Here is a 20889-nt window from a genome sequence, read left to right on the forward strand (position 1 = left end):
CAGAGCCTCGCCTGCCGCAATCCAATCAGGAGGACAGATCATGTCGGACTATGACCGTTACGATACACGCGGCCGATCCAAGGGCGAGCAGCGAGGCCGCAACCGCGACAGCATCTTCAGCGGCTTCGGCGGCGGCCGGGATCGCGACCGTGAGCGGAACCGCGACCGCGGCGAAGAAATGGGCGGCTGGGCCGGATCCGGCCGCACTTCCGCTTATGACGAAGACAATGACCGCGGCGGCAATTGGCAAGGCGAACGCGAGAATTTCAGCTGGGGCCGCGGCCGCCGCGAACATGGTGGCCGGGACCGGAGCCAGCATATGGGCGGCGGCATGCACCGCGATCATGACAGCGAGCGCATGTGGAGCCACGACAGCAATGACCGGAACCGGGGCCACGACCAGGGCGAGCGGATGAGCAGCGGCTGGGGCGGCATAGGCGAAGGCCATGATCGCGAACGGCACCGCGAGCACCACCAGGATCGCGAGCGGATGCGGGATCGGGAACGCCATTACGGCCCCGACGATGCACGCTCGGGCCTGCCGATCGACGAGACGAACCGCCTCATCGGCTCCAACAAAGTCGAAGGCACCGTCGTATACGGCAGCGACGGCGAGCGGCTCGGCAAGATCTACAATTTCATGGTCGATAAATATTCCGGTAAGGTCGAATATGCCGTAATGAGCTATGGCGGCGGCCTGTTCGGCGCCGGCACGCGCTATTATCCGCTGCCCTGGGCGACGCTCACCTACAATGTGGAACGCGGCGGCTACGGCATCGCCATGCGCGAACGCGACCTCCGCGACGCCCCGAGCTTCGACCGCAATAGCGAGCCCGAGTTCAACCGCGACTATGGGGAGCGCGTCCATAGCTGGTACGGCGTCAAATATTGAACGAGAAGAGATGAGGCCTTGGCGAATGCCCGGGCCTCTTCTCGCCTGAGAACGCGCAACAGGCTTAACCGGCTTTAAACCCTCCACCGTTACGGCTGCGGCAAACAATTGGGGCTTTGCCGTGAGCTATTCCTTTGCCGATCTCGCCTCTGCCGTGCGCGGCGGAACGCCTATCTCAGCTGCCGAGGTGCTGGATGTGCGCCGCTCGGTGTGGGACGATGGCGGTATTTCCGCAGATGAAGCCGAAGCGCTGTTCGAACTGAACAACCTCGTCCGCCATGCCGCGCCCGAATGGACCGACTTCTTCGTGGAAGCGCTGACGCAGTATGTCGTCCAGAGGCAGGACCCGCCCGGCTATGTGGACGAAGCGAAGTCGGCATGGCTCATCTCCCGCATCGACCGGGACGGCAGGGTGGACACGGGCGCCGAACTGGAACTTCTGGTCAGGGTCTTCGAGACCGCTCTGAACGCGCCGGAGACGCTGAAATCCTATGCGCTTCGACAGATCGAGCAGATCGTGCTGGCGGGCGAGGGCCCCACCCGGCGCGGCCACGTGCGCCCCGGCATTGTCGACGAGGCGGAGGTGGCGCTCCTTCGCCGTCTCATCTTCGCCCCGGCCAGCAGCGGCCAACTGATCGTCAGCCGGGACGAAGCGGACATGCTCTGGCGGCTGAAGGACGCCGCGTTGGGGGCCGACAATGCCGCCGAATGGAAGACCTTGTTCGTGCAGGCCGTGAGCAATCACTTGATGGCCTATGGCAGCTTCAAGCCGCTGGAGATCGACGAGGCGCGGCGGCTGGAAGCTTTCATGAACGATCGGTCGAGCAGCGTCGGCGGCTTTCTGAGCCGTATGGGCAAGAGCATGGCGGAAGGCGGCTTCCTAGGCGTCTTTTCCCGACGGTCGGGCACCAATCACCAGGCGGCCGAAGCGCGGGCACGGGTGATTACAGCCGATGAAGCTGCCTGGCTCCGGCAGCGGGAAGAGGTCGATGGCAAGCTCGATGCGCTCGAGCAGGCGCTGCTCGACGCCATCGCTGCGGAAGGCAAGCCGCGCGACGAACAGCACCTGGATCCTGAGACGATCGTCTATGAGTATGAAGAGGCGCTTCGCGACATCATTGAGGATGAAGACCTCTAGGAGTCACGCTGCGGCGTCTGCCAGAACAGTGCTGAGAACCTAATACAGGTCAGAACGTTCTTTCGGCTGAACAATGATTTAGCCGAGGTTTGATGCGTACCCATCTTATTGCTGTTTCGCTGGCGGCGCTAATCGCCGCCACCGCTTGCAACCGTTCCCCCGACCAGCTTGGCGACCAAGCCGCTGAAAATGTGGAGCCGAAGGAGGTCTCGGCCTCTGAACTCCGCGCCGCAGTCGCCGATCCGCGCGTTAGGGCCTTCTACGAAGCGCGCGGCTGGAAGGCGGCGTGGAACGAGGATCAGGCGAAGGAACTGACCGAAGCGCTTCGCGAGGCGCCGCGCCATGGCCTTGAAGCGGTGAAGTTCCTCCGCGAGGGCGATGCTGCCGCCGATCCGGTGACACGTGAGGCTAAGCTGAGCCTCGCCGCAGTCAGCTATGCCGATGCGCTCGCCAACGGGCAGGTCGATCCGGGCAAGCTGTTCGAGGTGTACAGCGTCCCCCGACCGCGCGTGAACGTGGTTCAGGGCCTCAATCAGGCGATCGGCGGCGGCGATGTGGGCAAATGGCTCGCGAGCCTTGCGCCGCAGGATGCGGAATATCGGGCGCTGTCGGACGCTTTCGTCCGCTATTCGCAGGCGGCGCGGGGCAAGGCGCCGCAGGTTCCGGCCGGCGAGGCGTTGAAGCCCGGCGATCGGGATCCACGCGTGCCGCAGATTGCGGAGGCGCTCCGTATCAACGGCTATCTTGAAGCGCCGCAGCAGCAACAGCAGGGCGCGCGGCAAAAGCAGGTCCAAGCCGACGCCACCCGCTACACCCCTGAACTGGTGGCGGGAGTGAAGCGGCTGCAGCAGGATTACGGTCAGAATGCGGACGGCGTGATCGGCAAGGACACGCTGCAGATGCTGAACACTGGCGCTGCCGAGCGGGCGCGGACGCTGGCGATCAATCTTGAGCGCCGCCGCTGGCTTGAGCGGACGCCGCCCGCCACCCGCATCGACGTCAACACGGCCGCGGCTTTCCTCCATTACTTCCGCGACGGCAACCTGGCCGATACCCGCCGCGTCGTCGTCGGTCAGCAGGACTGGGAGACGCCGCAGCTCGGATCGCCCATCATGCGGCTAGTGGCGAACCCGCCCTGGAACGTGCCGGAATCGATCGAGAAGGACGAGCTTGCCGGCAAGAGTGCCGCTTACTTCGCGGCCAACAACTTCGTACGCAAGGAAGGCCGCTGGGTGCAGCAGCCGGGGCCGGACACGGCGCTCGGCCTCGTCAAGTTCGACATGGACAATCCGCACGCAATTTATCTGCACGACACGCCGGCCAAAACGCTATTCGGGACCAACGACCGGCATGCGAGCCATGGCTGCGTCCGGGTCCATAATGCGGTCCAGTTCGCGCAGCTTCTCGCGGGCCATGACGGCAAGGGCGCCGATTTCCAGCGCGCGCTCGCGAGCGGCAAGGAAAGCCCGATCGAGCTCAAGACGAAGATCCCCGTCCGCCTCCTCTACCACACGGCCTATGTCGAGAATGGCCGTGTCGTCTTCCGGGCCGATCCCTATGGATGGGACGAGGGGCTGGCGGGCGCGCTCGGCATGGAGAAGAGGCCGCGCCAGAAACTCCGCACGCATATCAGCGTTTCCGGACCATGAGGGACGACGACGAAATACCGCCTCTGGTGCAGAAGGAGCGGCGCCGCGGCACGTTGCTGACGATCGTCCTCCTCAGCCTCTTGCTGCTGGTCGTGCTGTTCTTCCTATTCGGAGAGGAATATTTGGACCGGGTGCCGCCGGAGCCGACCGACATCAAGGTCGAGGTCAGACCGGGCGAAAGCTAAGTTGTTCATCTGTCAGACAGAAACGACGAACGGAACGGACCCGGCTTGGTTTTCTGGGCGTTTTCCCCTATATGTCTTTCACGAGAAAGGTGTCTGTCGTGAAGAAGTTTGTATCAGTGACAGTCGCCGCGGTCATGGCCCTCAGCATCGGGGCTCCGGCCACGGCGCAAAATGGCAAGTCCGCAAAGACTCCGGCCAATTGGTCCTACGAGATCAAGAACGGCCAGCGCGTGCCCAAGGCCAATCGCGTGACCAATGCGGACGGAAGTTGGACCGAGGAGATCAAGCAGGGCAACTGCACGGTCACCCGCACCGGTCGTGACGGCGAGGTTCGCGAAGTCCGCACCTGCGGCTAAGCGCTGCGCGCTCATCCCGGCCGGCCTGCTCCTCGAGTGAAGGAGGTAGGCTTATGAAAAGATCGTATCTGACCTTCGCCGTAGCCGCCGTTGCCGTCGGCGGTCTTGCCGCGGCTGCCGCCTGGGCCGTCGCTCCCGAAAAGGACCGCAACACGCCAGCAAGCTGGCCCTACGAAATCAAGAACGGCAAGCGTGTCCCGCGTGTGCCCCGGGTCGTCAATGCGGACGGGAGCTGGACCGAAGAAGTGCGGCAGGGCAATTGCACCGTCACTCGCACCGGTCGCGACGGCGAGGTGCGCGAAGTCCGTAAGTGCGACTAAGCCCCTCCGAATGAACGGATAAGGCGGCATGGGCGTTTATCGCTCATGCCGTCGACCGTCATCAGGCGCCTTTCCTACGATCCCGACCGGGAGGAGCTGCTCGTCGATTTCGTGACCGGTCGCCGCTACCTCTATTCAGAAGTGCCGCCGCACGCGGCGTCAGACTTCGAAAAGGCGTTCAGCAAGGGGCGCCACTTCAACGCCCATATTCGCGACCATTATCCCTTCGAAGAGCTGGAGCCCGCCGACTGAGCAGTGGGGCAGGCGGGGAGCCCAAGCTGCTGCACATGCTCGCAGCTCCGCACCTGCGTATCGCCGTTGGGGGCGACAAACACCGCCCAGGCGCGCTGGGGCTCGCAATTCACGGCAAAGGCGGTGAGGTTCTCATAAGTTCCGATCTCCTGCGAGCCGACCACGCGGCGGCACCTCTGGCCGGAATCGATGACCGCACGGCGAAGCACGAGATCGCGGTCGCTCTGCTTCAGCGCCCGGAGCTTGCCAATATAGCTCCCCTCCCCCGTCACCTCGATCTTCTTCACCTGCCGGGGCGCGTCGTTGCCGCCACCGTCGCAGCCGCCGAGTAGGATAAGGGCCAAAGCCAGCTTCTTCATCGTCTCTCCTCGAATGTGCTTTCTTACACTGCCTTTTAGCAGCGACGAGAGGTCCGGTCACTTATCCGGCGAAAGCAGCGAGCTCTCGTAATTGCGGAGCAGGTCTTCGGGACCCTCATGGATTTCCACCGCGCCCGCCTCGCGAAGCTCCTCCTCCGAAAAGCCGCCGGAGAGGACGCCGATTGTGCGGAGCCCGGCCTTGCACGCGGCCTTCACGTCCCATGGGGAGTCTCCGACCACCACCGCATCACGGACCGTAATTGGCGCGACCTTCCGCATCGCCGCCTCGAAGATATCCGGGCAGGGTTTCGAGCTTTCGACATCGTCCTTCGACGTGCCGCCCGTCACCAGATCCTCGATGCCGAGCAGCCCCTTGTGGTGTTCGAGCTCGGCCCGCTTGGCGGAGGATGCGAGCACGATCTTCACGCCGTCGGCCGCCAGCCGCTCGAACAGCGCCCGCACGCCCGGAAACGGCACCACGCGCGGCAGATACTCATGCTGGAACAGCTCAGACCGAAAATCCTCGATCTCCTGCTGCTTCTCCTTGGCGAGTTCCGGCGGAAGCAAGGCGGGGATCAGATTGTCGCCGCCCTTGCCGATCTGGCTTCTGATTTCATTGAACGGCAGATCGACGCCGAAATGGCGGAACGCCTCCTGCCACGCCGCCGTGTGGAGGTCGTTGCTGTCGATGAGGGTGCCGTCGATGTCGAAGAGAATTGCTTTTGCCATGGCCGCGCCAACGCGCCCGCCTAGCCGAAGGTCCAATCGAGGAACATCATCAGCGCGAGGCCGCTCATCAGCGCGCCAGTCGCGACGCCCTCATGCCCCTTCCCGTGTGTCTCCGGGATGATTTCGGAGCTCACCACCCAAATCATCGCTCCGCCGGCAAACCCGAGGCCCCAGGGCAGCAGGCTCGAGGCGACCGAAACCGCGCTGATACCGAGAAAGCCGCCGACCGGTTCGATCAGACCTGTGCCTAGTGCCACCAGAAAGGCAAAGACGCGGCCATAGCCGACCGACACCAGGGCCACTGCCACCGCCAGTCCTTCTGGCACGTTCTGAAGCCCGATGCCGAAGGCGGTGGTCCAGCCGTTGCCGATCTCCGGGCCGCCGAAGCTTACACCGACCGCCAGGCCCTCCGGGAAATTGTGCAGCGAAATGGCAATCACAAACAGCCAGATGCGGCTCAGCCGCGACCGCGCCGCGCGGTCCGTCGGCCCCGTGATGAAATGTTCGTGCGGCGCCGCCTTGTTGACAATGTGCAGGGTCGCCGCGCCAAGCAGGATCGCCGCCGCGACGATGCCGCCGGAAATCGGGAGGCTTCCCGTCCGCTCCCGCGCCACCTCGAGACCCGGCAGGATCAGCGAGAAGAAGGAGGCGGCGAGCATTACGCCGGCGGCAAAGCCGAGGAACGCATTCTGCAATTTCTGCGACACATCCCGCACGACGAAAACCGGCAGCGCCCCGCCAGCGGTCGCAAGCCCCGCGGCGGCGCTCGCTCCCGTCGCAAGGCCAATCAACTTCCAGTCCACGGCCGCCAAACTAGCGGAAGATCGCCCGCTGCCAAGGCGGCTTGTGCGGCGGAGGCCGATCCGTCACACAAAGCGCATGACGACCGAGCTCACCGTCCTCGCCTGGGGCTGCATCCTAGCGCTGGTGCATGTCTTCGCCGCCGTGCGGGTGAAGACGCGGCAATATGGCACCCAGTGGAATATGGGTGCGCGGGACGAAGAGCTTCCGCCGCCGGAGCCGATCGTCGGCCGGCTGGCGCGGGCGCAGGCCAATTTCTTCGAGACTTTCCCGGTTGCGGCTGCGGCGATCCTGATCGTCAGCATCGCGGACTTGGAGACCCGCTGGACCGCGCTCGGCGCCATCATCTGGCTCGGCGCGCGCATTCTCTACCTGCCGATCTATGCCGCCGGCATTCCGAAGATCAGGACCCTGATCTTCCTCGTCAGCGTGATAGGGATCCTGATGATCCTCTGGCCGGCGCTCTTCTAAACGATCCCGCCGCCCAACATCAGGCGGACAATGCCGATCACGATCACGACGAGGTTGAGGTTGCGGCCGCTTTTCTGCCGCGACACCACGCCGAAGCCGAGGCCGACGAGCGCGATCGGAATGATGATCCAATAGGCCCAGCCGAGCAAAGGAAAGAAGGCGAGGATGCCGAGCAGAAGCGCTACGGCGCCGATCAGGAGCGAGATGAGGTTCAGCATAGAGGCAGGAATACTCCCTTAACGAGCTTCAGGCAAAATATGGGACAGGTCCCCCGAGTCGGCTGCATTGTGCGTCCGCCTCGTGCTCCCTATTTAGGAAGCGAACTTCAGCGGGAATATCGATGAACGACGATCAGAAGGAACCCAAAGGCGGCGGCAATCCCTGGATGAAGAGCCTCTTCATCTGGGCGGGCATCCTGCTCGCGCTCGTCCTTTTCGTGCAGGTGGTGGACGGCGGCCGCACCCCCGCGACCGACGGCATCGCCTATTCGGAGTTCCTGAACCGCGTGGACGAAGGCTCGGTCAAGGAAGTCGTCATCGGCAAGGACGTCATCAGCGGCAAGATGACCAATGACGAGACGTTCCGCACCTATGCCATTCCTGATCCCGATCTTCCCAACCGCCTGAAGGAGCGCGGTGTCTCCTTCGGCGGCGAGCCGGAGCAGCAGACGAGCGTCTGGCTGATCCTCCTCTACCAGTCCCTGCCCTTCCTCCTCATCCTCGGCATTGCTTTCTTCGTGATGCGGCAGATGCAGAAGAATGCCGGCTCGGGTGCCATGGGCTTCGGCAAATCCAAGGCCAAGATGCTGACCGAAAAGCATGGCCGCGTCACGTTTGATGATGTCGCCGGCATCGACGAGGCGCGGGAAGAGCTTCAGGAGATTGTCGACTTCCTAAAGGACCCGACCAAGTTCGCGCGCCTCGGCGGCAAGATCCCGAAGGGCGCTCTGCTCGTGGGTTCGCCGGGCACCGGCAAGACCCTTCTTGCCCGCGCCATCGCGGGTGAGGCGAACGTTCCCTTCTTCACCATCTCGGGCTCCGACTTCGTCGAGATGTTCGTCGGCGTCGGCGCCAGCCGGGTGCGCGACATGTTCGAGCAGGCGAAGAAGAACGCGCCCTGCATTGTCTTCATCGACGAGATCGACGCGGTCGGCCGCCATCGCGGCGCCGGCCTCGGCAACGGCAATGACGAGCGCGAGCAGACTTTGAACCAGCTGCTCGTCGAGATGGACGGCTTCGAGGCGAACGAGGGCATCATCATCATCGCCGCAACCAACCGTCCCGACGTGCTCGACCCCGCCCTTCTCCGCCCCGGCCGCTTCGACCGTCAGGTCGTCGTGCCGCGCCCGGACATCGAGGGCCGCGAGAAGATCCTTGCGGTGCACATGAAGAAGCTGCCGCTGGCGCCCGACGTCGATCCCCGCACCATCGCGCGCGGAACGCCGGGCTTTTCCGGCGCCGACCTTGCCAACCTCGCCAACGAAGCCGCGCTCCTTGCAGCGCGCAAGGGCAAGCGCCTCGTCGCGATGAAGGAGTTCGAGGAAGCCAAAGACAAGGTCATGATGGGCGCCGAGCGCAAATCGATGGTCATGACCGAGGACGAGAAGAAATCGACCGCCTATCACGAGGCCGGCCACGCGCTCGTGTCGCTGCACGTTCCGGGCTGCGATCCGCTGCACAAGGTCACGATCATACCGCGCGGACGGGCGCTCGGCGTCACCTGGAACCTGCCGGAGCGCGACCGTTACTCGATGAACATGAAGCAGATGAAGGCGCGGCTCGCGCTCTGCTTCGGCGGCCGTATCGCCGAACAGCTCATCTACGGCCAGGACGAACTCAACACGGGCGCGTCGAACGACATTCAGCAGGCGACCGACATGGCCCGCGCCATGGTGATGGAATATGGCATGTCGGAAAAGCTCGGCTGGCTCCGCTACCGCGACAATCAGGACGAGGTGTTCCTCGGCCACAGCGTCGCCCGCACCCAGTCGGTGTCCGGCGAGACGGCGAAGCTGATCGACCAGGAGGTCCGCCGCCTGATCGAGGAAGCGGAGGCGACCGCCCGGAAGGTGCTGACCGACAATCTTGACGAGCTGCACAAGCTTGCCGCGGCGCTTCTCGAATATGAAACGCTGACGGGTGAAGAGGCCAAGAAGGCGATCCGCGGCGAGGATATCGGCCGCGAGGACCCGAACAGCAAGAAGCCGCTGCTTCCGGTCGGCGGCACCTCGATCCCCAGCACGCGGAAGCCCCGCGGCGGCATCGGCGGCCCCGCACCGCAAGGCGCTTAAAAAGAACGGACATCCGGAAGGGGCGGGAAACCGCCCCTTCTTTTTGTCAGCCGCCGTTCATCGGCCACTGGCAAATGTCCGCTCCGCAATTCGGGGAGGGACCATGCGTAAATTGTTTGCCGCCGCCATGCTCGCGGCTCTGCCGCTCACGCCGCTTCAGGCGCAGTCGATGCCGATCTCGCAATTTCTTGCGAAGGCCGACGCGCTGAAGGCGAAAGGCGCGATGGCGATGTTTTCGAGCGATCTGGGCCTCCTGAAGAAGGAAGCCGGAAATAGCGGCAAGGCTCTCCGGGCTGAGCAGCAGGCAGCGGTCAAGGCCGGCCGGAAGCCGCCTTATTGCATGCCCGCCAAGGCTGCGATCAATTCCAACGAGCTCCTCGCGCACCTCCGGTCCATTCCGCCCGCCCAGCAGCGCCGGATGAGCGTGAAAGACGGCTTCGCGTCACTGGTGCGCAAGAAGTATCCCTGCTGAAGGGATACGCCTGCCCGGCCTGATCAGCCGAGCACCCCCAGCATCAGCAGCATCAGCGCGAACAGGCTCGCCGCAATTGCGGCAAAGACCAGCAGCATGAAGGTCCGCCACAACGCGCTCCAGCGGGAGAGCTGATAGGTGCCCTTCAGCTGCCGGTACATGTGCACCGGCGGGATCAGGATGATGGCGAGGGTGATGATCGTGTCGCTGATCCCCAGCGGCCGAAGCAGGCTAAGCGCGATCACGCCAAGGCTCATGAACGCGACCGAATAGGTCACGAACACCGTGTGGTCATAGGCCTTGAACTGACGGTAGCGCCTCCGGTGGAGGAACATCAGCCACACGAACGGCACGGAGATGGGTATCAGCGCCCAGGAGAATTTATAGGCGTTGGTCTGCAGCTTGTAGAAGAGCAGCGACGGGTTCTCCTTGGCTCTTTTGTAGGCGTCGTTGAACCAATTGTTGGCCCCATCGGCGCCCGACACGAGCACGAACTTGCCTTCGTCCGCCTGCTCGGCAGCGACCTTCACGGGGCCCGCCTTCGGCTGGGCTCCCTTCGCTGCGGCCGCTTCCGCTTCACGCTGCTCTTCGGCGCCGATCAGCGCCATGGCCTGCTTGAACAGGCGCTCTCGGAGGGCGATCTCGTCCTGAAGCGTTTCGATCTTGATATCGACGTTAAGCGTCGATTTTCCCGCAGCAGCCAACCGCGCGCGTTCCGCCCGAAGCTCTCGCATTTCAGCTTGGCTTTCCGCGCGTTCTTCGTCGAAATCCCGCTGCGCCTCAGCCCGCTCCTCCTGCGTCGTCTCGCCCTTGAAGTCGGCTCCATTGAAGCGAACCGGCCCGCCCAGTGTCGAGAACACCGCGAACATCATGAAGACCGAAAACAGGAACAGCGCCATCGGCGATACGAACCGCGCCCGCTCCCCCTCGACATAGCGGCGGGTAAGCTCGCCTGGGCGCCAAGCGAGAAGCGGCAAGGTGCGCCAGATCTTGCCGTCGAGATGGAGCACGCCATGGGCAAGATCGTGCCACCAGGCGGTGAGCGTGCGGTGGACATGGCCGCGCTGGCCGCAGCGGTGGCAGAAATCGCCCCTCAGCGCCGTTCCGCAATTGAGGCAGGCCTCGCCATGCCCGGCGCCTTCGCCCGCCTGCGGCTCGACCGCACGTGCGGCAAGGCCGCCCGTCACCGCTTCGCCGACCCCTTCCATTCCGACCATCGCATCCCCCTGCGCCTCCCCGAACATGCCGCAAGCGTCCTCACCCGTCGAGAGCGTTCGCACTCCTCGCCTGACATGCTATCGCACCCTCATGACCATGACCGGCCTCCTCGGGGGCAGCTTCAATCCCGGCCATCGGGGGCACCGGCAGATCAGCATCCATGCCGCCCGCGCACTCGGGCTTCAGGAGGTCTGGTGGCTGGTCTCGCCGGGCAATCCCCTGAAGGACGCCAAGGGCATGGCCCCGCTGCTACTCCGCTTCGCCTCGGCCCGAAAGGCGGCACGCGGCCTGCCCGTCCGCGTCACCGCCATCGAGCAGGAGCTCGGCACCCGTTATACGGTCGACACGCTCCGCGCGCTTCGCCGCCGCTTCCCCGACCGGCAATTCGTCTGGCTGATGGGTGCGGACAATCTGCAACAGTTCCACCTCTGGCGCGATTGGCGCCAGATTGCGCGGCTCGTTCCGATTGCGGTCGTTTCGCGGCCGGGATATGATGCGGACGCCCCCGCGGCTCGCGCGATGGGCTGGCTGCGCCGCTTCGTCCGGCCCGCAGACCAGGCTCGGCACTGGACGAAGTGGAGACTGCCGGCGCTCGTGCTGCTCAAATTGCCGCCCGACCCGACCTCCGCCACAGGCATCCGCGCTGCCGACCCCGATTGGCACAAAAAAACCGCTAAATCGTTCAACCCAAAGGCGCTCCGCGACGGCGTTACGCGGCGGCCATTGACATAAGGAGGCAATTTGCCCGCACCATCACCTGCTCCGCATCCAGGCGGAGATGCCGCCGAGATCGCAGCCCTGCACGATCTCGTGCTTCGCTCCCTTGACGACGACCAGGCTCAGGAGGTCGTCTCCATTCCGCTCACGGGCAAATCCAGCATCGCCGATCATATGGTGATCGCCAGCGGCCGATCGACGCGGCAGGTCGCCTCCATGGCGCAGAAGCTGACCGAGCGGATCAAGAAGGAGCTCGGCCGCAACGTCCGCATTGAGGGTCTGCCGATCGCCGATTGGGTGCTGATCGATGCCGAGGACGTGATCGTCCACCTGTTCCGGCCGGAAGTCAGGAGCTTCTACAATCTCGAGCGCATGTGGGCGTTCGAGGAAAGCGCCCCGCCGGCTACCGCCACGCAATAGGCCTTGCTGCTCCACATCGTCGCGCGGGGGAAGATCGGGCGCGGCCCGGAGGCGGAGCTTGTCGACCGCTATCTGAAGCGCCTTTCCTGGCCCTTCAAAATCACCGAATTGCCGGAAAGCGGCGGCAGGGTTCCTCCCCCTGCCGACAACAGCGTCACCATCATCTTGGACGAGAAAGGCGAGCAGCTCGGCTCGCTCGCCTTTGCGCAGAAGCTGGAACATTGGCGTGATCGGGGCAAGCGGGAAGCCCGCTTCATGATCGGCGGCGCCGACGGCTTCGGCGAGGAGGAAAGGGCAAAGGCCGACCTGCTGATCGCATTTGGCAAGGCGACCTGGCCGCATCTCCTCGCCCGCGCCATGCTCGCCGAACAATTGTGGCGGGCGACCAGCATCCTTGCCAATCACCCCTATCACCGCGAAGGTTAGACGATGAAGCGCCGCCTTCTCCTCGCCGCCTGCGCCGCAGCTTTGCTGACCGGCAGCTATGCCGCCGCCCAGTCGGTCGAGCAGGCGAGAAGGGAAGCGGCCGCCGCCGCAAAGCGCTCGGCCGACCTTCGCCGCCAGGCGAGCCAAGCGAACAGCGAAGCCGCCCGCGCCCGGGCCGAGGCGGAGGCGCTCGTCGCCGACATCCAGAAGACCGAGGCGGACATTACCGCCGCCGAGGCCCAACTTGCCGCGATCGAGCGCCTCCGTACGCAGCAGCGCGCGCGGATCGCCGAGAAACAGCAGCCGCTCATCCGCCTCACCGCCGCGCTCCAGACGATGGCGGCCCGCCCGCCCGCGCTCGCGCTCGCCCGTCCCGGCTCGATCGACGAACTTGTCCGCGTCCGCGCCCTGATCGCCTCCATGGAGCCCAAACTCCGCGCCCGCACGGCCGCCCTCCGCGCCGAGGCCGCCGCGGGCGACCGGCTGAAGGCTGAGGCCGACGCGGCGCTGAAGTCGCTCGCGGCAAGCCGGGAAGAGTTGCGCAGCCGACGCATCGCTCTCGCCCGGCTGGAGGAAAGCCAGCGCCGGCGGTCCGAGCAACTCGCCTCGTCCGCCTTTTCCGAGGAAGACCGCGTCGTTGCTTATAGCGAGGAGGCCCGGGCACTTACCGAACGCCTGCGCGACCGCGCCTTACAGGCTCGCCTCGCGAAGGACTTGGCTGCTCTTCCCGGCCCCCAGCTCCCACCGGGCGCGCAGCCTGCCGCTGCCGAACGCGCGCCGCCTTACCGCCTGCCGGTCCAAGGCCGGATCGCCATCGGCATGGGCGAATTGTCCGATGCCGGCGTCCACGCCCGCGGCACCACTTTCGAAACCGTAGCCGGCGCGCCCGTCATCGCCCCCCGCGCCGGCCGCATCGCCTATGCCGGCCGCTTCCGCAGCTATGGCGAAGTCGTCATCATCGACCATGGCGGCGGCTGGACCAGCACGATCACCAACCTTTCGGCCCTTCGCGTGCGGCAAGGGGATCGTGTGGGCGCCGGCGATCCGTTGGGCCGTGCAGGTCGCCAAGTCACGGTCGAACTTCGCCTTCAGGGCCGCCCGCAGCCGCTCACTTCACTGCTCACCTGAAGCGTTCAGCCCCGGTTGCTTTTCGTAGGCCTAAAATGGGCGTAGAAGCGCCTTCAACACGGACTCACGCAGGATCCCTCATGGCCAATAATCTCGTTCGCTCGATCGGTCTCGTCAGCGCCGTCGCCCTCATCCCCGCGGCCACCGCCGCGCTCGCCCAGGTCGACGTCAGCACCTACAAGGAGCTGGACGAATTCATGAGCGTGTTCGAGCGGGTCCGCTCCGAATATGTGGAGCAGGTCGACGACAAGACCCTGCTCCGCGGCGCCATCGACGGGATGCTGGCAAGCCTCGATCCGCACAGCTCCTATATGGACGAACGCGAGGTCGGCCGCCTCATGTCTAGCAATGAGGGCGAATATGGGGGCCTCGGCCTCAACGTCACGATTGAGGACGGCGCGGTAAAGGTCATCGCCGCGACCGAAGATACGCCCGCGGCACGCGCCGGCGTGAAGTCCGGCGACTATATTACCCATGTCGACGGCAAGCTTCTCTACGGTCTCGATCTCGACGAATCCGTCGATCAGATGCGGGGAAAGCCCGGCACCCAGGTGAAGGTCACTATTGTCCGCCCCGGCCGTGACAGGCCGTTCGACGTGACGCTTACCCGCGCGATCATCGACACGCCCGCCGTTAAGTGGGAAGTGCGGGATCGGGTCGGCGTCATCAACGTGACGAGCTTCCTCAGCCGGACGACCACCGAAGAGGCTCTGGCCGCTATGAATGCGGTGGAAAAGTCGCTCGGCGGCAAGCCGCTCGGCTACATTCTCGACCTCCGCTCCAATTCGGGCGGCCTTCTCGATGAAGCCGTGGACCTCTCCGACGCCTTCCTCGAACGCGGCGAAATCGTCTCGCAGCGCGGGCGCCGCAAGGGCGATATCGAGCGCTTCTATGCTCGCCCCGGCGATGCGGCGAAAGGCCTCCCGGTCGTCGTCCTTGTCGACGCCGGAAGCGCGTCGGCTGCCGAGATCGTCGCCGGCGCTCTCCAGGAGCATCATCGCGCCGTCATCATGGGCGAACGCAGCTTCGGCAAGGGCTCGGTCCAGACCCTGCTTCCGCTCGGCGACACTGCGCTTCGCCTCACCACCGCCCGTTATTTCACGCCTTCTGGCCGATCGGTACAGGAGGGGGGTATCACGCCCGACATTGCGGTGCCGCAGCTGTCCGATCCGGATTACAGGTCGCGCCCCCGCCTTCGCGAAGCCGATCTTCGCCGCCACCTCGTCAATGAAGCGAAGGTGGATGACGACGTGATCCAGGAGGACGGCAAGCCCGATCCGCGCTTCGCAATGACCGCCGATGAAGTCCGGAAAAAAGGCATCGAGGACTTCCAGCTCCATTATGCGCTTCAGACGATCGCCCGCCTCGGCCGGACACAGACCGCAGCCAAGGGCGCGGCCACCAAGGGCCGCTGACGGAGCGACGGGGGGAATGACGTCGCTTCAGCAGGCGCGCTGGCTAGCGCTTCTGGTGCCGACGGCGCTCCTCGCAGGCGCCTACGGCTCGCAATATCTGGGCGGCCTTCACCCCTGCGAGATGTGCTACTGGCAGCGCTGGCCGCATTTCGCGGCGATCGGCTTTGCCTTGCTCTCCTTCGCGCTTCGTAGTGCCGCCGACAGGGGGCGCAGCTTCGTCTGGCTGGCCGCTCTGTCGATCATCGCCAGCGGCGCGATCGGCACGTATCATGCGGGCGTCGAACGCGGCATTTTCGAAGGTCTCACCCGCTGCACCTCCGCGGCGGGAAGCTCGATCCAGGACATCCTCGCCGCGCCGCTCGTCCGCTGCGACCAGATCCCGTTCGAATTCCTCGGCATCTCCATGGCCGGATGGAACGCGATCCTCTCCATCGGGTTGGGCTTGGTAATAGCATGGCTGAGCCTCAAGAAACCGAAGGCGACCGCGTGAGCGCCGTACCCGGATGGAAGCCCGGCGACAGCCGCGCCGATATCCCCTCGATGATCCGTGTCGACCAGGCGGGCGAATATGGCGCCACCCGCATCTATGCCGGCCAGCTGGCCGTGTTCGGCGATCGCCATCCTGCCGCCCGCATCATCGCGCGCATGAATTTTCAGGAGCAGCGGCACCTCAGCCATTTCGATCAGTTGATGGCTGACCGCGGCGTCCGCCCGACCTTACTTCAGCCAGTCTGGAATGTGGCCGGCCACGCCCTGGGCGCGGTCACCGCGCTGATCGGCCCTGACGCCGCCATGGCGTGCACGGCCGCGGTTGAGACCGAGATCGACAAACATTATGCCGAGCAGCTGCGCCAGCTGAAGGACGACGATACGGACCTTTCCGGCACGATCACGGAATTTCAAGCGGAAGAGCTGGAGCACCGCGATCTCGCCATCTCGCATGGCGCCGAAAATGCGTTCGGCTACCCGATCCTCTCTTCACTTATCCGCGCCGGCTGCCGCGCCGCGATAGCTTTGTCGAAGCGGATATGAGCCGGGACGGAAGCGAACGAGCGCCTAGAGGCGGAACCATCCTCGCCATTCGCCCGCTTTTCCCTCAAAAGATCGAAAGATCGGAGAAGTTGAGATGAAGATCGTATTTCCCGTACTTGCCGCAGCCATGGCGGCGAGCGGCTTTGCCGCCGTCTCCGCAGCGCAGACGGCCGAGACCGCCACCACCACCGGCAGGGAGCGCATCCGTCAGGTGATCGTCTACGGCAACGACCCTTGTCCCCGCGGCAGCGGCGACGAAATTGTGGTCTGTGCACGGCGCCCCGACAACGAGCGCTACCGCATTCCCGAAACGCTGCGCGAGGGCGAGCGGCGGCGCGATGGCGAGAGCTGGGCCGTTCGGGCAGAGAGCCTTGAGACGATGGGCGAAACCGGCATCGAGAGTTGCTCGACCGTCGGCCCGGGCGGCTTCACCGGCTGCTGGGCGGAAATGATGCGCCAGGCACGCGCCGCCCGCAGGAACGCGCAGCCCCGGCCCCAATAATTCCACGCAATTACATTGTTCGAAATAGCCGGGGCGGCGACGATGGGATGTATTATCGTCGCCGCCCCGGTGGGCCCGCAGCAGGGATGCACTCCGCGGGCCAAGCTTGGTTAGTCGGCCTGAACGTCGATGCCCTTGGCTTCCAGCTCGGCGGCCGTGCCGCACACCTTCTTCGGCATTCTGGAGCCGGTGATCGCTTCAGCGTTCACGCAATAGCGCTTTTCTTCCGAGGCCTTGGCTGCCTTGCCTTTCGCTCTAGGAGCGGCGACCGCCGAGTGCGTTTGGTTGGCGTTAGCGTAAGCCATGGACAGAACACCGCCAAAGGTCATCGTGGTCGCGGCGACGGCGGCGATGGAAAAGCGAACTGCGCTTGTAAAAATCTGCATAACTGATCCCCTTCGAATGATGATCAGCATCCTTGCCGGAGGACTTTGCTCCCTCTCTTTAGCCGGGGAGCTTGCGTCGTTCCAACGAGCAAATGTTACGCATGTAGCAGGTGAACGGCAGATGAACCTTTCAGGTTCAAAGACTTAGAAGGTGATTTATCCGATTAAGTCAGTAGAATGACAGTGACGCGCGATGCGAATCGGCCGCTGCGTCAGCCTTCCAGCGTCACCCAGGTGGGGGCGTGGTCCGACGCCTTTTCCCGCCCGCGATATTCCTTGTCGACGCCGGCATCGAGGAAGCGGTCGGCGGCTGACGGCGACAGCAGAAGGTGATCGATGCGAAAGCCTGCATCCCGCTGCCAGCAGCCGGCGGTATAATCCCAGAAGGTGTAGATCGCGCCTTCCGGGTGCCGGGCGCGGATCGCGTCGGTCCAGCCTTGGTGGAGGATCGTGCGATAGGCGGCCCGCGTCTCCGGCTGAAGCAGGGCATCGTGCGCCATGGCCTTGGGGCTGAACACGTCCTCGTCAGTCGGAACGACGTTCCAGTCGCCCGCAAGCACCACTGGCCGCTCCTCGGCGAGGAGCGCCAACGCATGCTCCCGAAGCCGCTCCATCCACGCGAGCTTGTACGCAAACTTTTCCGTGCCGACCGGATTGCCGTTCGGCAAATAGAGCGAGGCGATGACGAGATCGCCGACTTCCGCCTCGATATAGCGGCTGTGCGTGTCGTCCGGATCGCCGGGAAGGCCCATGCGGCGCAGCACCGGCTCGCCGTCGCGGGTGAGGATGGCGACGCCGTTAAAGCCCTTCTGCCCATGGAAGATCGCCTTGTACCCCGTCGCCGCGACTTCCGCGGCGGGGAAGCTTTCATCGGCGCATTTCAGCTCCTGCAGGCAGAGCACATCCGGCTTCTGCTCCTCGATATACTCGAGGAAGCGCGGCAGCCGCGCCCTGATGCCATTCACATTGTAGGTGACGATCTTCATGAAGCCGCCTTAGCGGCTCGGGCCTAGATCGAAAAGCTGGTGCCGCAGCCGCAGCCGGAAGCGGCATTGGGGTTCGTCACTTGGAAGGATGCGCCGCCGAGGCTTTCGACGAAATCGACGGCACTGCCTCGGACGAGGTCGAGGCTTACCTCATCAACGACGAGAGTGACACCGTCCTGCACCGCCACCGTATCGTCCGTTTCCACCGCGTCCGCGAGGCCGAAGCGGTACTGGAAGCCGGCGCAGCCGCCGCCGTCCACCGACAGGCGGAGGATGGCGGGCTTGCCCTGCTTCTGCGCGATCGCGGCGACGCGCGCGGCCGCGGAGGGCGTCAGGGCAATGTCGGCGGCTTCGGTCATGCTCATGAGATAGGGCCGGGACTCCGTTGCCACAAGCTTAGCGCATTCCTGGCAGCAGACGGCCTTGTGCCGGAGCGGCCTAGTCGCCATAGAGGCGGCAACCCCGAACAGCGGCAAGCGAGGCATCATGAAGACCCGCGTATACGTCACGCTCAAAAACGGAGTGCTGGACCCCCAGGGAAAGGCAATTCACCATGCGCTGGAAGGACTTGGCTTCTCCGGCGTCAACGATGTCCGCGCCGGCAAGCTGATCGAACTCGATCTTGCCGATGGCGTCTCCGAAGGCGACATCGACGCTATGTGCAAGCAACTCCTCGCCAATACCGTCATCGAGAATTACCGGATCGAAAAGGCCGCCTGACATGAAGAGCGCCGTCATCGTCTTCCCGGGATCCAATTGCGACCGCGACATGGCCGTCGCGCTGGAGCAGGTAAGCGGCGTGAAATCGGTGATGGTCTGGCACCGCGAGACGGAGCTTCCGGAGGACCTCGACCTCATCGCCATTCCGGGCGGCTTCTCCTACGGCGACTACCTCCGTTCGGGCGCAATGGCGGCGCAATCGCCGGTTATGCGTGCGGTGAAGGAGGCCGCCGACCGCGGCGTTTCGGTGCTCGGCGTCTGCAACGGCTTCCAGATACTGACTGAGGCGCGGATGCTGCCCGGCGCGCTGATGCGGAATTCCGGCCTCAGCTACATCTGCCGCGAGGTCGATCTGAAGGTCGAGAACAGCCAGTCCAGCTTCACCAGCCGCTATCAGGCCGGCGAGGAGATCGTGATCCCGGTTGCCCATCATGACGGCAATTACACCGCGGACGAGGAAACGCTCGACCGGCTCGAGGGAGAAGGCCGCGTCGCGTTCCGCTATTCTGGCGAGGTGAACGGCTCGGCGCGGGACATTGCCGGCATCATCAACGAAAGCGGCAATGTGCTCGGCATGATGCCGCATCCGGAGCGGATGATCGATCCGGCGCACGGCCGCACCGACGGCCGCCGCCTTTTTGAAGGCATGCTGGAAGCGATCGGCTGATATGCCGCAGTCGCCGCGGGTCTGCGCCGACTGCCCGGTGCGCGACCAGGCGGTCTGCGCAGCCCTGGATGAGCGCGAACTCGCCGAACTCTCCAGTATCGGCCAGCATGTGAACTACAGCCGCGGCGAGACGATCTTCGCTGCGGGCGACGACAGCATTGCCTGCGCCACGCTCATTTCCGGCGCCGCCAAGATCTCAGCCGTAGACGCGGAAGGCACAGAGCGTATCGTCGCGCTTGTCCATCCGGCCGGCTTCCTCGGTCAGCTGTTCGCCGCGACGGCTAAGCACGATGTCACCGCGCTGACTGATACGCGCCTCTGCGCGTTTCCGCGCGAAGGCTTTGAACGCCTGATGGAGAACCATCCGAAGCTCACCCGTTCGATCCTGGAGCGGACGCTGGCGGAACTGGACGCCTCCCGCGCGCTCGCCGATCTGATCGGCCGCCGCGACATCAAGGCGCGGCTCGCCGGCCTGCTCCTGGCGCTCGCCCGCGCCGCGGCGCCGACGCCGTGCGGAATGGCGGACGCGTTCGAACTGCCGCTGAGCCGTGAGGAGATGGCGAGCCTCCTTGGGACCACCATTGAAAGCATCAGCCGCCGCCTGACCGAGCTGGAGCGGGACGGCATCATTGAACGGAACGGCGCCCGCGGCCTAACCATCCTCGATCAGGATAAACTCCAAAGCGCCGCGCATTGAAAACGCGCGGGAGCTAGGGAACTCCCGCGCGTATCCAGGCCCCCCTCCCGGATCCGGATCAGAGTGTTGCCTTAATGATGGCAAAGACGAGGGCGAGGCCAACCATCAGCGTCGGCAGGACCAGGATCTGCGCGAGCGCCTGAACGCCCGTTAGGCGGCCGGTGATGCACTCGACACCCTCGGACATGAACTCGCTCCAGCTCTGCTTGCGGAGGCCGTCGTCCGGCTTCACCCGGGCCCAGAGACCCGGCGTCACGAAGAGGGACGCAATGCCGATGAAGACGATGGCTGCAGGAACGATCAGGTCCTTGCCCATGAAGGCCGTGCAGAGGATTGCCGCGAAAGTCACATAGGTGCCGACGACCATGAAGTGCACGGCCGGGTGCAGCTCGAACGTCCGCTCGCCGCGATTGCGCCGCGCGGGCATCTCGGCATGCCGGATCGCCTGTTCGAAGAGGGCGGCGGGTTGATGAACGGACATTGTGTAACTCCTTCCCAGATGTTGGGCCGGAGATGCGCCGCTTCCTTGAGCCGCGCTTTGACGGATGTCAAAACTTCTTAAGCTTTTTCAGCCGGATGTTAAAAGATGAAGGCCAGCGAACCCGGGGAGGTCCGCTGGCCCTTCTCATGTCTTTCCAGAAATTGCGGAAAGAAAGTTCCG

The 20889-nt window shown here is 64.7% G+C and carries 30 protein-coding genes; 21 read left to right on the plus strand and 9 right to left on the minus strand.

Annotated features, from left to right (window positions below):
- The 7 genes from VGD10_RS11335 to VGD10_RS11365 form a co-directional block, all read left to right on the plus strand.
- Positions 1-892: PRC-barrel domain-containing protein (locus VGD10_RS11335; RefSeq protein ID WP_331040931.1), on the plus strand; the 892-nt coding region annotated here is incomplete at its 5' end.
- A 121-nt stretch (positions 893-1013) separates the two neighbouring features.
- Positions 1014-2030 (plus strand): hypothetical protein, encoded by a 1017-nt coding sequence (locus VGD10_RS11340; RefSeq protein WP_331040932.1) that lies wholly within the window; start codon positions 1014-1016, stop codon positions 2028-2030.
- Positions 2031-2122: 92 nt separating this feature from the next.
- Entirely contained in the window at positions 2123-3679 is a 1557-nt protein-coding gene (locus tag VGD10_RS11345; protein ID WP_331040933.1) for a L,D-transpeptidase family protein, read from the plus strand.
- Positions 3676-3864, plus strand: a complete 189-nt coding sequence (locus tag VGD10_RS11350) for a hypothetical protein (protein WP_331040934.1) — start codon at positions 3676-3678, stop codon at positions 3862-3864. The genes VGD10_RS11345 and VGD10_RS11350 overlap by 4 nt, the downstream gene beginning before the upstream one ends.
- A 98-nt stretch (positions 3865-3962) precedes the next feature.
- The gene (locus VGD10_RS11355; protein ID WP_331040935.1) at positions 3963-4220 is read left to right on the plus strand and encodes a hypothetical protein; all 258 of its coding nucleotides are present in this window, start codon (positions 3963-3965) and stop codon (positions 4218-4220) included.
- A gap of 53 nt (positions 4221-4273) precedes the next feature.
- Positions 4274-4540 (plus strand): hypothetical protein, encoded by a 267-nt coding sequence (locus VGD10_RS11360; RefSeq protein WP_331040936.1) that lies wholly within the window; start codon positions 4274-4276, stop codon positions 4538-4540.
- A 45-nt stretch (positions 4541-4585) separates the two neighbouring features.
- A complete protein-coding gene (locus tag VGD10_RS11365; protein WP_331040937.1) occupies positions 4586-4792 on the plus strand; it encodes a KTSC domain-containing protein in 207 nt (68 codons plus the stop codon).
- On the opposite strand, the gene VGD10_RS11370 is transcribed toward VGD10_RS11365, so the two are convergent.
- From VGD10_RS11370 to VGD10_RS11380, 3 genes are read right to left on the minus strand one after another with little or no spacing between them, the layout of a single operon-like run.
- On the minus strand, positions 4759-5151 hold the full coding sequence (locus VGD10_RS11370; RefSeq protein ID WP_331040938.1) for a hypothetical protein: 393 nt from the start codon (positions 5149-5151) through the stop codon (positions 4759-4761). The genes VGD10_RS11365 and VGD10_RS11370 overlap by 34 nt on opposite strands.
- 57 nt (positions 5152-5208) lie before the next feature.
- Entirely contained in the window at positions 5209-5880 is a 672-nt protein-coding gene (locus VGD10_RS11375) for an HAD family hydrolase (RefSeq protein ID WP_331040939.1), read from the minus strand.
- Between the two features lie 20 nt (positions 5881-5900).
- On the minus strand, positions 5901-6683 hold the full coding sequence (locus VGD10_RS11380; RefSeq protein WP_331040940.1) for a ZIP family metal transporter: 783 nt from the start codon (positions 6681-6683) through the stop codon (positions 5901-5903).
- Between the two features lie 76 nt (positions 6684-6759).
- Here VGD10_RS11380 and VGD10_RS11385 point away from each other — a divergent pair, with 76 nt between their 5' ends.
- On the plus strand, positions 6760-7152 hold the full coding sequence (locus VGD10_RS11385) for an MAPEG family protein (protein WP_331040941.1): 393 nt from the start codon (positions 6760-6762) through the stop codon (positions 7150-7152).
- Here VGD10_RS11385 and VGD10_RS11390 read toward each other — a convergent pair.
- Entirely contained in the window at positions 7149-7370 is a 222-nt protein-coding gene (locus VGD10_RS11390) for a hypothetical protein (RefSeq protein ID WP_331040942.1), read from the minus strand. The genes VGD10_RS11385 and VGD10_RS11390 overlap by 4 nt on opposite strands.
- Before the next feature lie 122 nt (positions 7371-7492).
- Here VGD10_RS11390 and ftsH point away from each other — a divergent pair, with 122 nt between their 5' ends.
- A complete protein-coding gene (gene ftsH / locus VGD10_RS11395) occupies positions 7493-9442 on the plus strand; it encodes an ATP-dependent zinc metalloprotease FtsH (RefSeq protein ID WP_331040943.1) in 1950 nt (649 codons plus the stop codon).
- A gap of 103 nt (positions 9443-9545) precedes the next feature.
- Complete coding sequence (locus VGD10_RS11400; protein ID WP_331040944.1) at positions 9546-9914, plus strand: hypothetical protein; 369 nt, start codon at positions 9546-9548, stop codon at positions 9912-9914.
- Between the two features lie 23 nt (positions 9915-9937).
- Here VGD10_RS11400 and VGD10_RS11405 read toward each other — a convergent pair whose 3' ends face one another.
- Positions 9938-11158, minus strand: coding sequence for a DUF3667 domain-containing protein (locus VGD10_RS11405; protein ID WP_331040945.1), 1221 nt, complete (start codon positions 11156-11158; stop codon positions 9938-9940).
- A 64-nt stretch (positions 11159-11222) separates the two neighbouring features.
- Here VGD10_RS11405 and VGD10_RS11410 point away from each other — a divergent pair, with 64 nt between their 5' ends.
- From VGD10_RS11410 to VGD10_RS11445, 8 genes are all read left to right on the plus strand, one after another.
- Positions 11223-11864 (plus strand): nicotinate-nucleotide adenylyltransferase, encoded by a 642-nt coding sequence (locus VGD10_RS11410; protein ID WP_331040946.1) that lies wholly within the window; start codon positions 11223-11225, stop codon positions 11862-11864.
- 9 nt (positions 11865-11873) lie between these two features.
- On the plus strand, positions 11874-12269 hold the full coding sequence (rsfS, locus tag VGD10_RS11415) for a ribosome silencing factor (protein ID WP_331040947.1): 396 nt from the start codon (positions 11874-11876) through the stop codon (positions 12267-12269).
- 3 nt (positions 12270-12272) lie between these two features.
- A complete protein-coding gene (locus VGD10_RS11420) occupies positions 12273-12695 on the plus strand; it encodes a 23S rRNA (pseudouridine(1915)-N(3))-methyltransferase RlmH (protein WP_331040948.1) in 423 nt (140 codons plus the stop codon).
- A gap of 3 nt (positions 12696-12698) precedes the next feature.
- On the plus strand, positions 12699-13823 hold the full coding sequence (locus tag VGD10_RS11425; protein ID WP_331040949.1) for a murein hydrolase activator EnvC family protein: 1125 nt from the start codon (positions 12699-12701) through the stop codon (positions 13821-13823).
- An 80-nt stretch (positions 13824-13903) separates the two neighbouring features.
- Positions 13904-15238, plus strand: coding sequence for a S41 family peptidase (locus VGD10_RS11430; protein ID WP_331040950.1), 1335 nt, complete (start codon positions 13904-13906; stop codon positions 15236-15238).
- Positions 15239-15254: 16 nt separating this feature from the next.
- Positions 15255-15728: a disulfide bond formation protein B gene (locus VGD10_RS11435; RefSeq protein ID WP_331040951.1), complete on the plus strand. Its 474-nt coding sequence runs from the start codon at positions 15255-15257 to the stop codon at positions 15726-15728.
- Between the two features lie 50 nt (positions 15729-15778).
- Positions 15779-16270: a demethoxyubiquinone hydroxylase family protein gene (locus VGD10_RS11440; RefSeq protein WP_331040989.1), complete on the plus strand. Its 492-nt coding sequence runs from the start codon at positions 15779-15781 to the stop codon at positions 16268-16270.
- 94 nt (positions 16271-16364) lie between these two features.
- On the plus strand, positions 16365-16772 hold the full coding sequence (locus VGD10_RS11445) for a hypothetical protein (protein ID WP_331040952.1): 408 nt from the start codon (positions 16365-16367) through the stop codon (positions 16770-16772).
- Positions 16773-16882: 110 nt separating this feature from the next.
- Here the strand turns inward: VGD10_RS11445 and VGD10_RS11450 are convergent, their stop codons facing one another.
- The 3 genes from VGD10_RS11450 to erpA form a co-directional block, all read right to left on the minus strand.
- On the minus strand, positions 16883-17188 hold the full coding sequence (locus VGD10_RS11450; RefSeq protein ID WP_331040953.1) for a hypothetical protein: 306 nt from the start codon (positions 17186-17188) through the stop codon (positions 16883-16885).
- Between the two features lie 182 nt (positions 17189-17370).
- A complete protein-coding gene (xth, locus tag VGD10_RS11455; RefSeq protein WP_331040954.1) occupies positions 17371-18144 on the minus strand; it encodes an exodeoxyribonuclease III in 774 nt (257 codons plus the stop codon).
- Positions 18145-18167: 23 nt separating this feature from the next.
- Positions 18168-18503 (minus strand): iron-sulfur cluster insertion protein ErpA, encoded by a 336-nt coding sequence (gene erpA / locus VGD10_RS11460; RefSeq protein ID WP_331040990.1) that lies wholly within the window; start codon positions 18501-18503, stop codon positions 18168-18170.
- Between the two features lie 127 nt (positions 18504-18630).
- Here erpA and purS point away from each other — a divergent pair, with 127 nt between their 5' ends.
- The 3 genes from purS to VGD10_RS11475 are packed head-to-tail and all read left to right on the plus strand — an operon-like array spanning position 18631 to position 20228.
- Positions 18631-18864, plus strand: coding sequence for a phosphoribosylformylglycinamidine synthase subunit PurS (purS, locus tag VGD10_RS11465; RefSeq protein WP_331040955.1), 234 nt, complete (start codon positions 18631-18633; stop codon positions 18862-18864).
- Position 18865: 1 nt separating this feature from the next.
- Positions 18866-19531, plus strand: coding sequence for a phosphoribosylformylglycinamidine synthase subunit PurQ (purQ, locus tag VGD10_RS11470; protein ID WP_331040956.1), 666 nt, complete (start codon positions 18866-18868; stop codon positions 19529-19531).
- A 1-nt stretch (position 19532) separates the two neighbouring features.
- A complete protein-coding gene (locus VGD10_RS11475; protein ID WP_331040957.1) occupies positions 19533-20228 on the plus strand; it encodes a Crp/Fnr family transcriptional regulator in 696 nt (231 codons plus the stop codon).
- Positions 20229-20286: 58 nt separating this feature from the next.
- On the opposite strand, the gene VGD10_RS11480 is transcribed toward VGD10_RS11475, so the two are convergent.
- Positions 20287-20709, minus strand: a complete 423-nt coding sequence (locus VGD10_RS11480; RefSeq protein ID WP_331040958.1) for a hypothetical protein — start codon at positions 20707-20709, stop codon at positions 20287-20289.
- Positions 20710-20889 lie beyond the last annotated feature (180 nt).

This window comes from Allosphingosinicella sp., from assembly GCF_036402135.1.
Lineage (GTDB): Bacteria > Pseudomonadota > Alphaproteobacteria > Sphingomonadales > Sphingomonadaceae > Allosphingosinicella.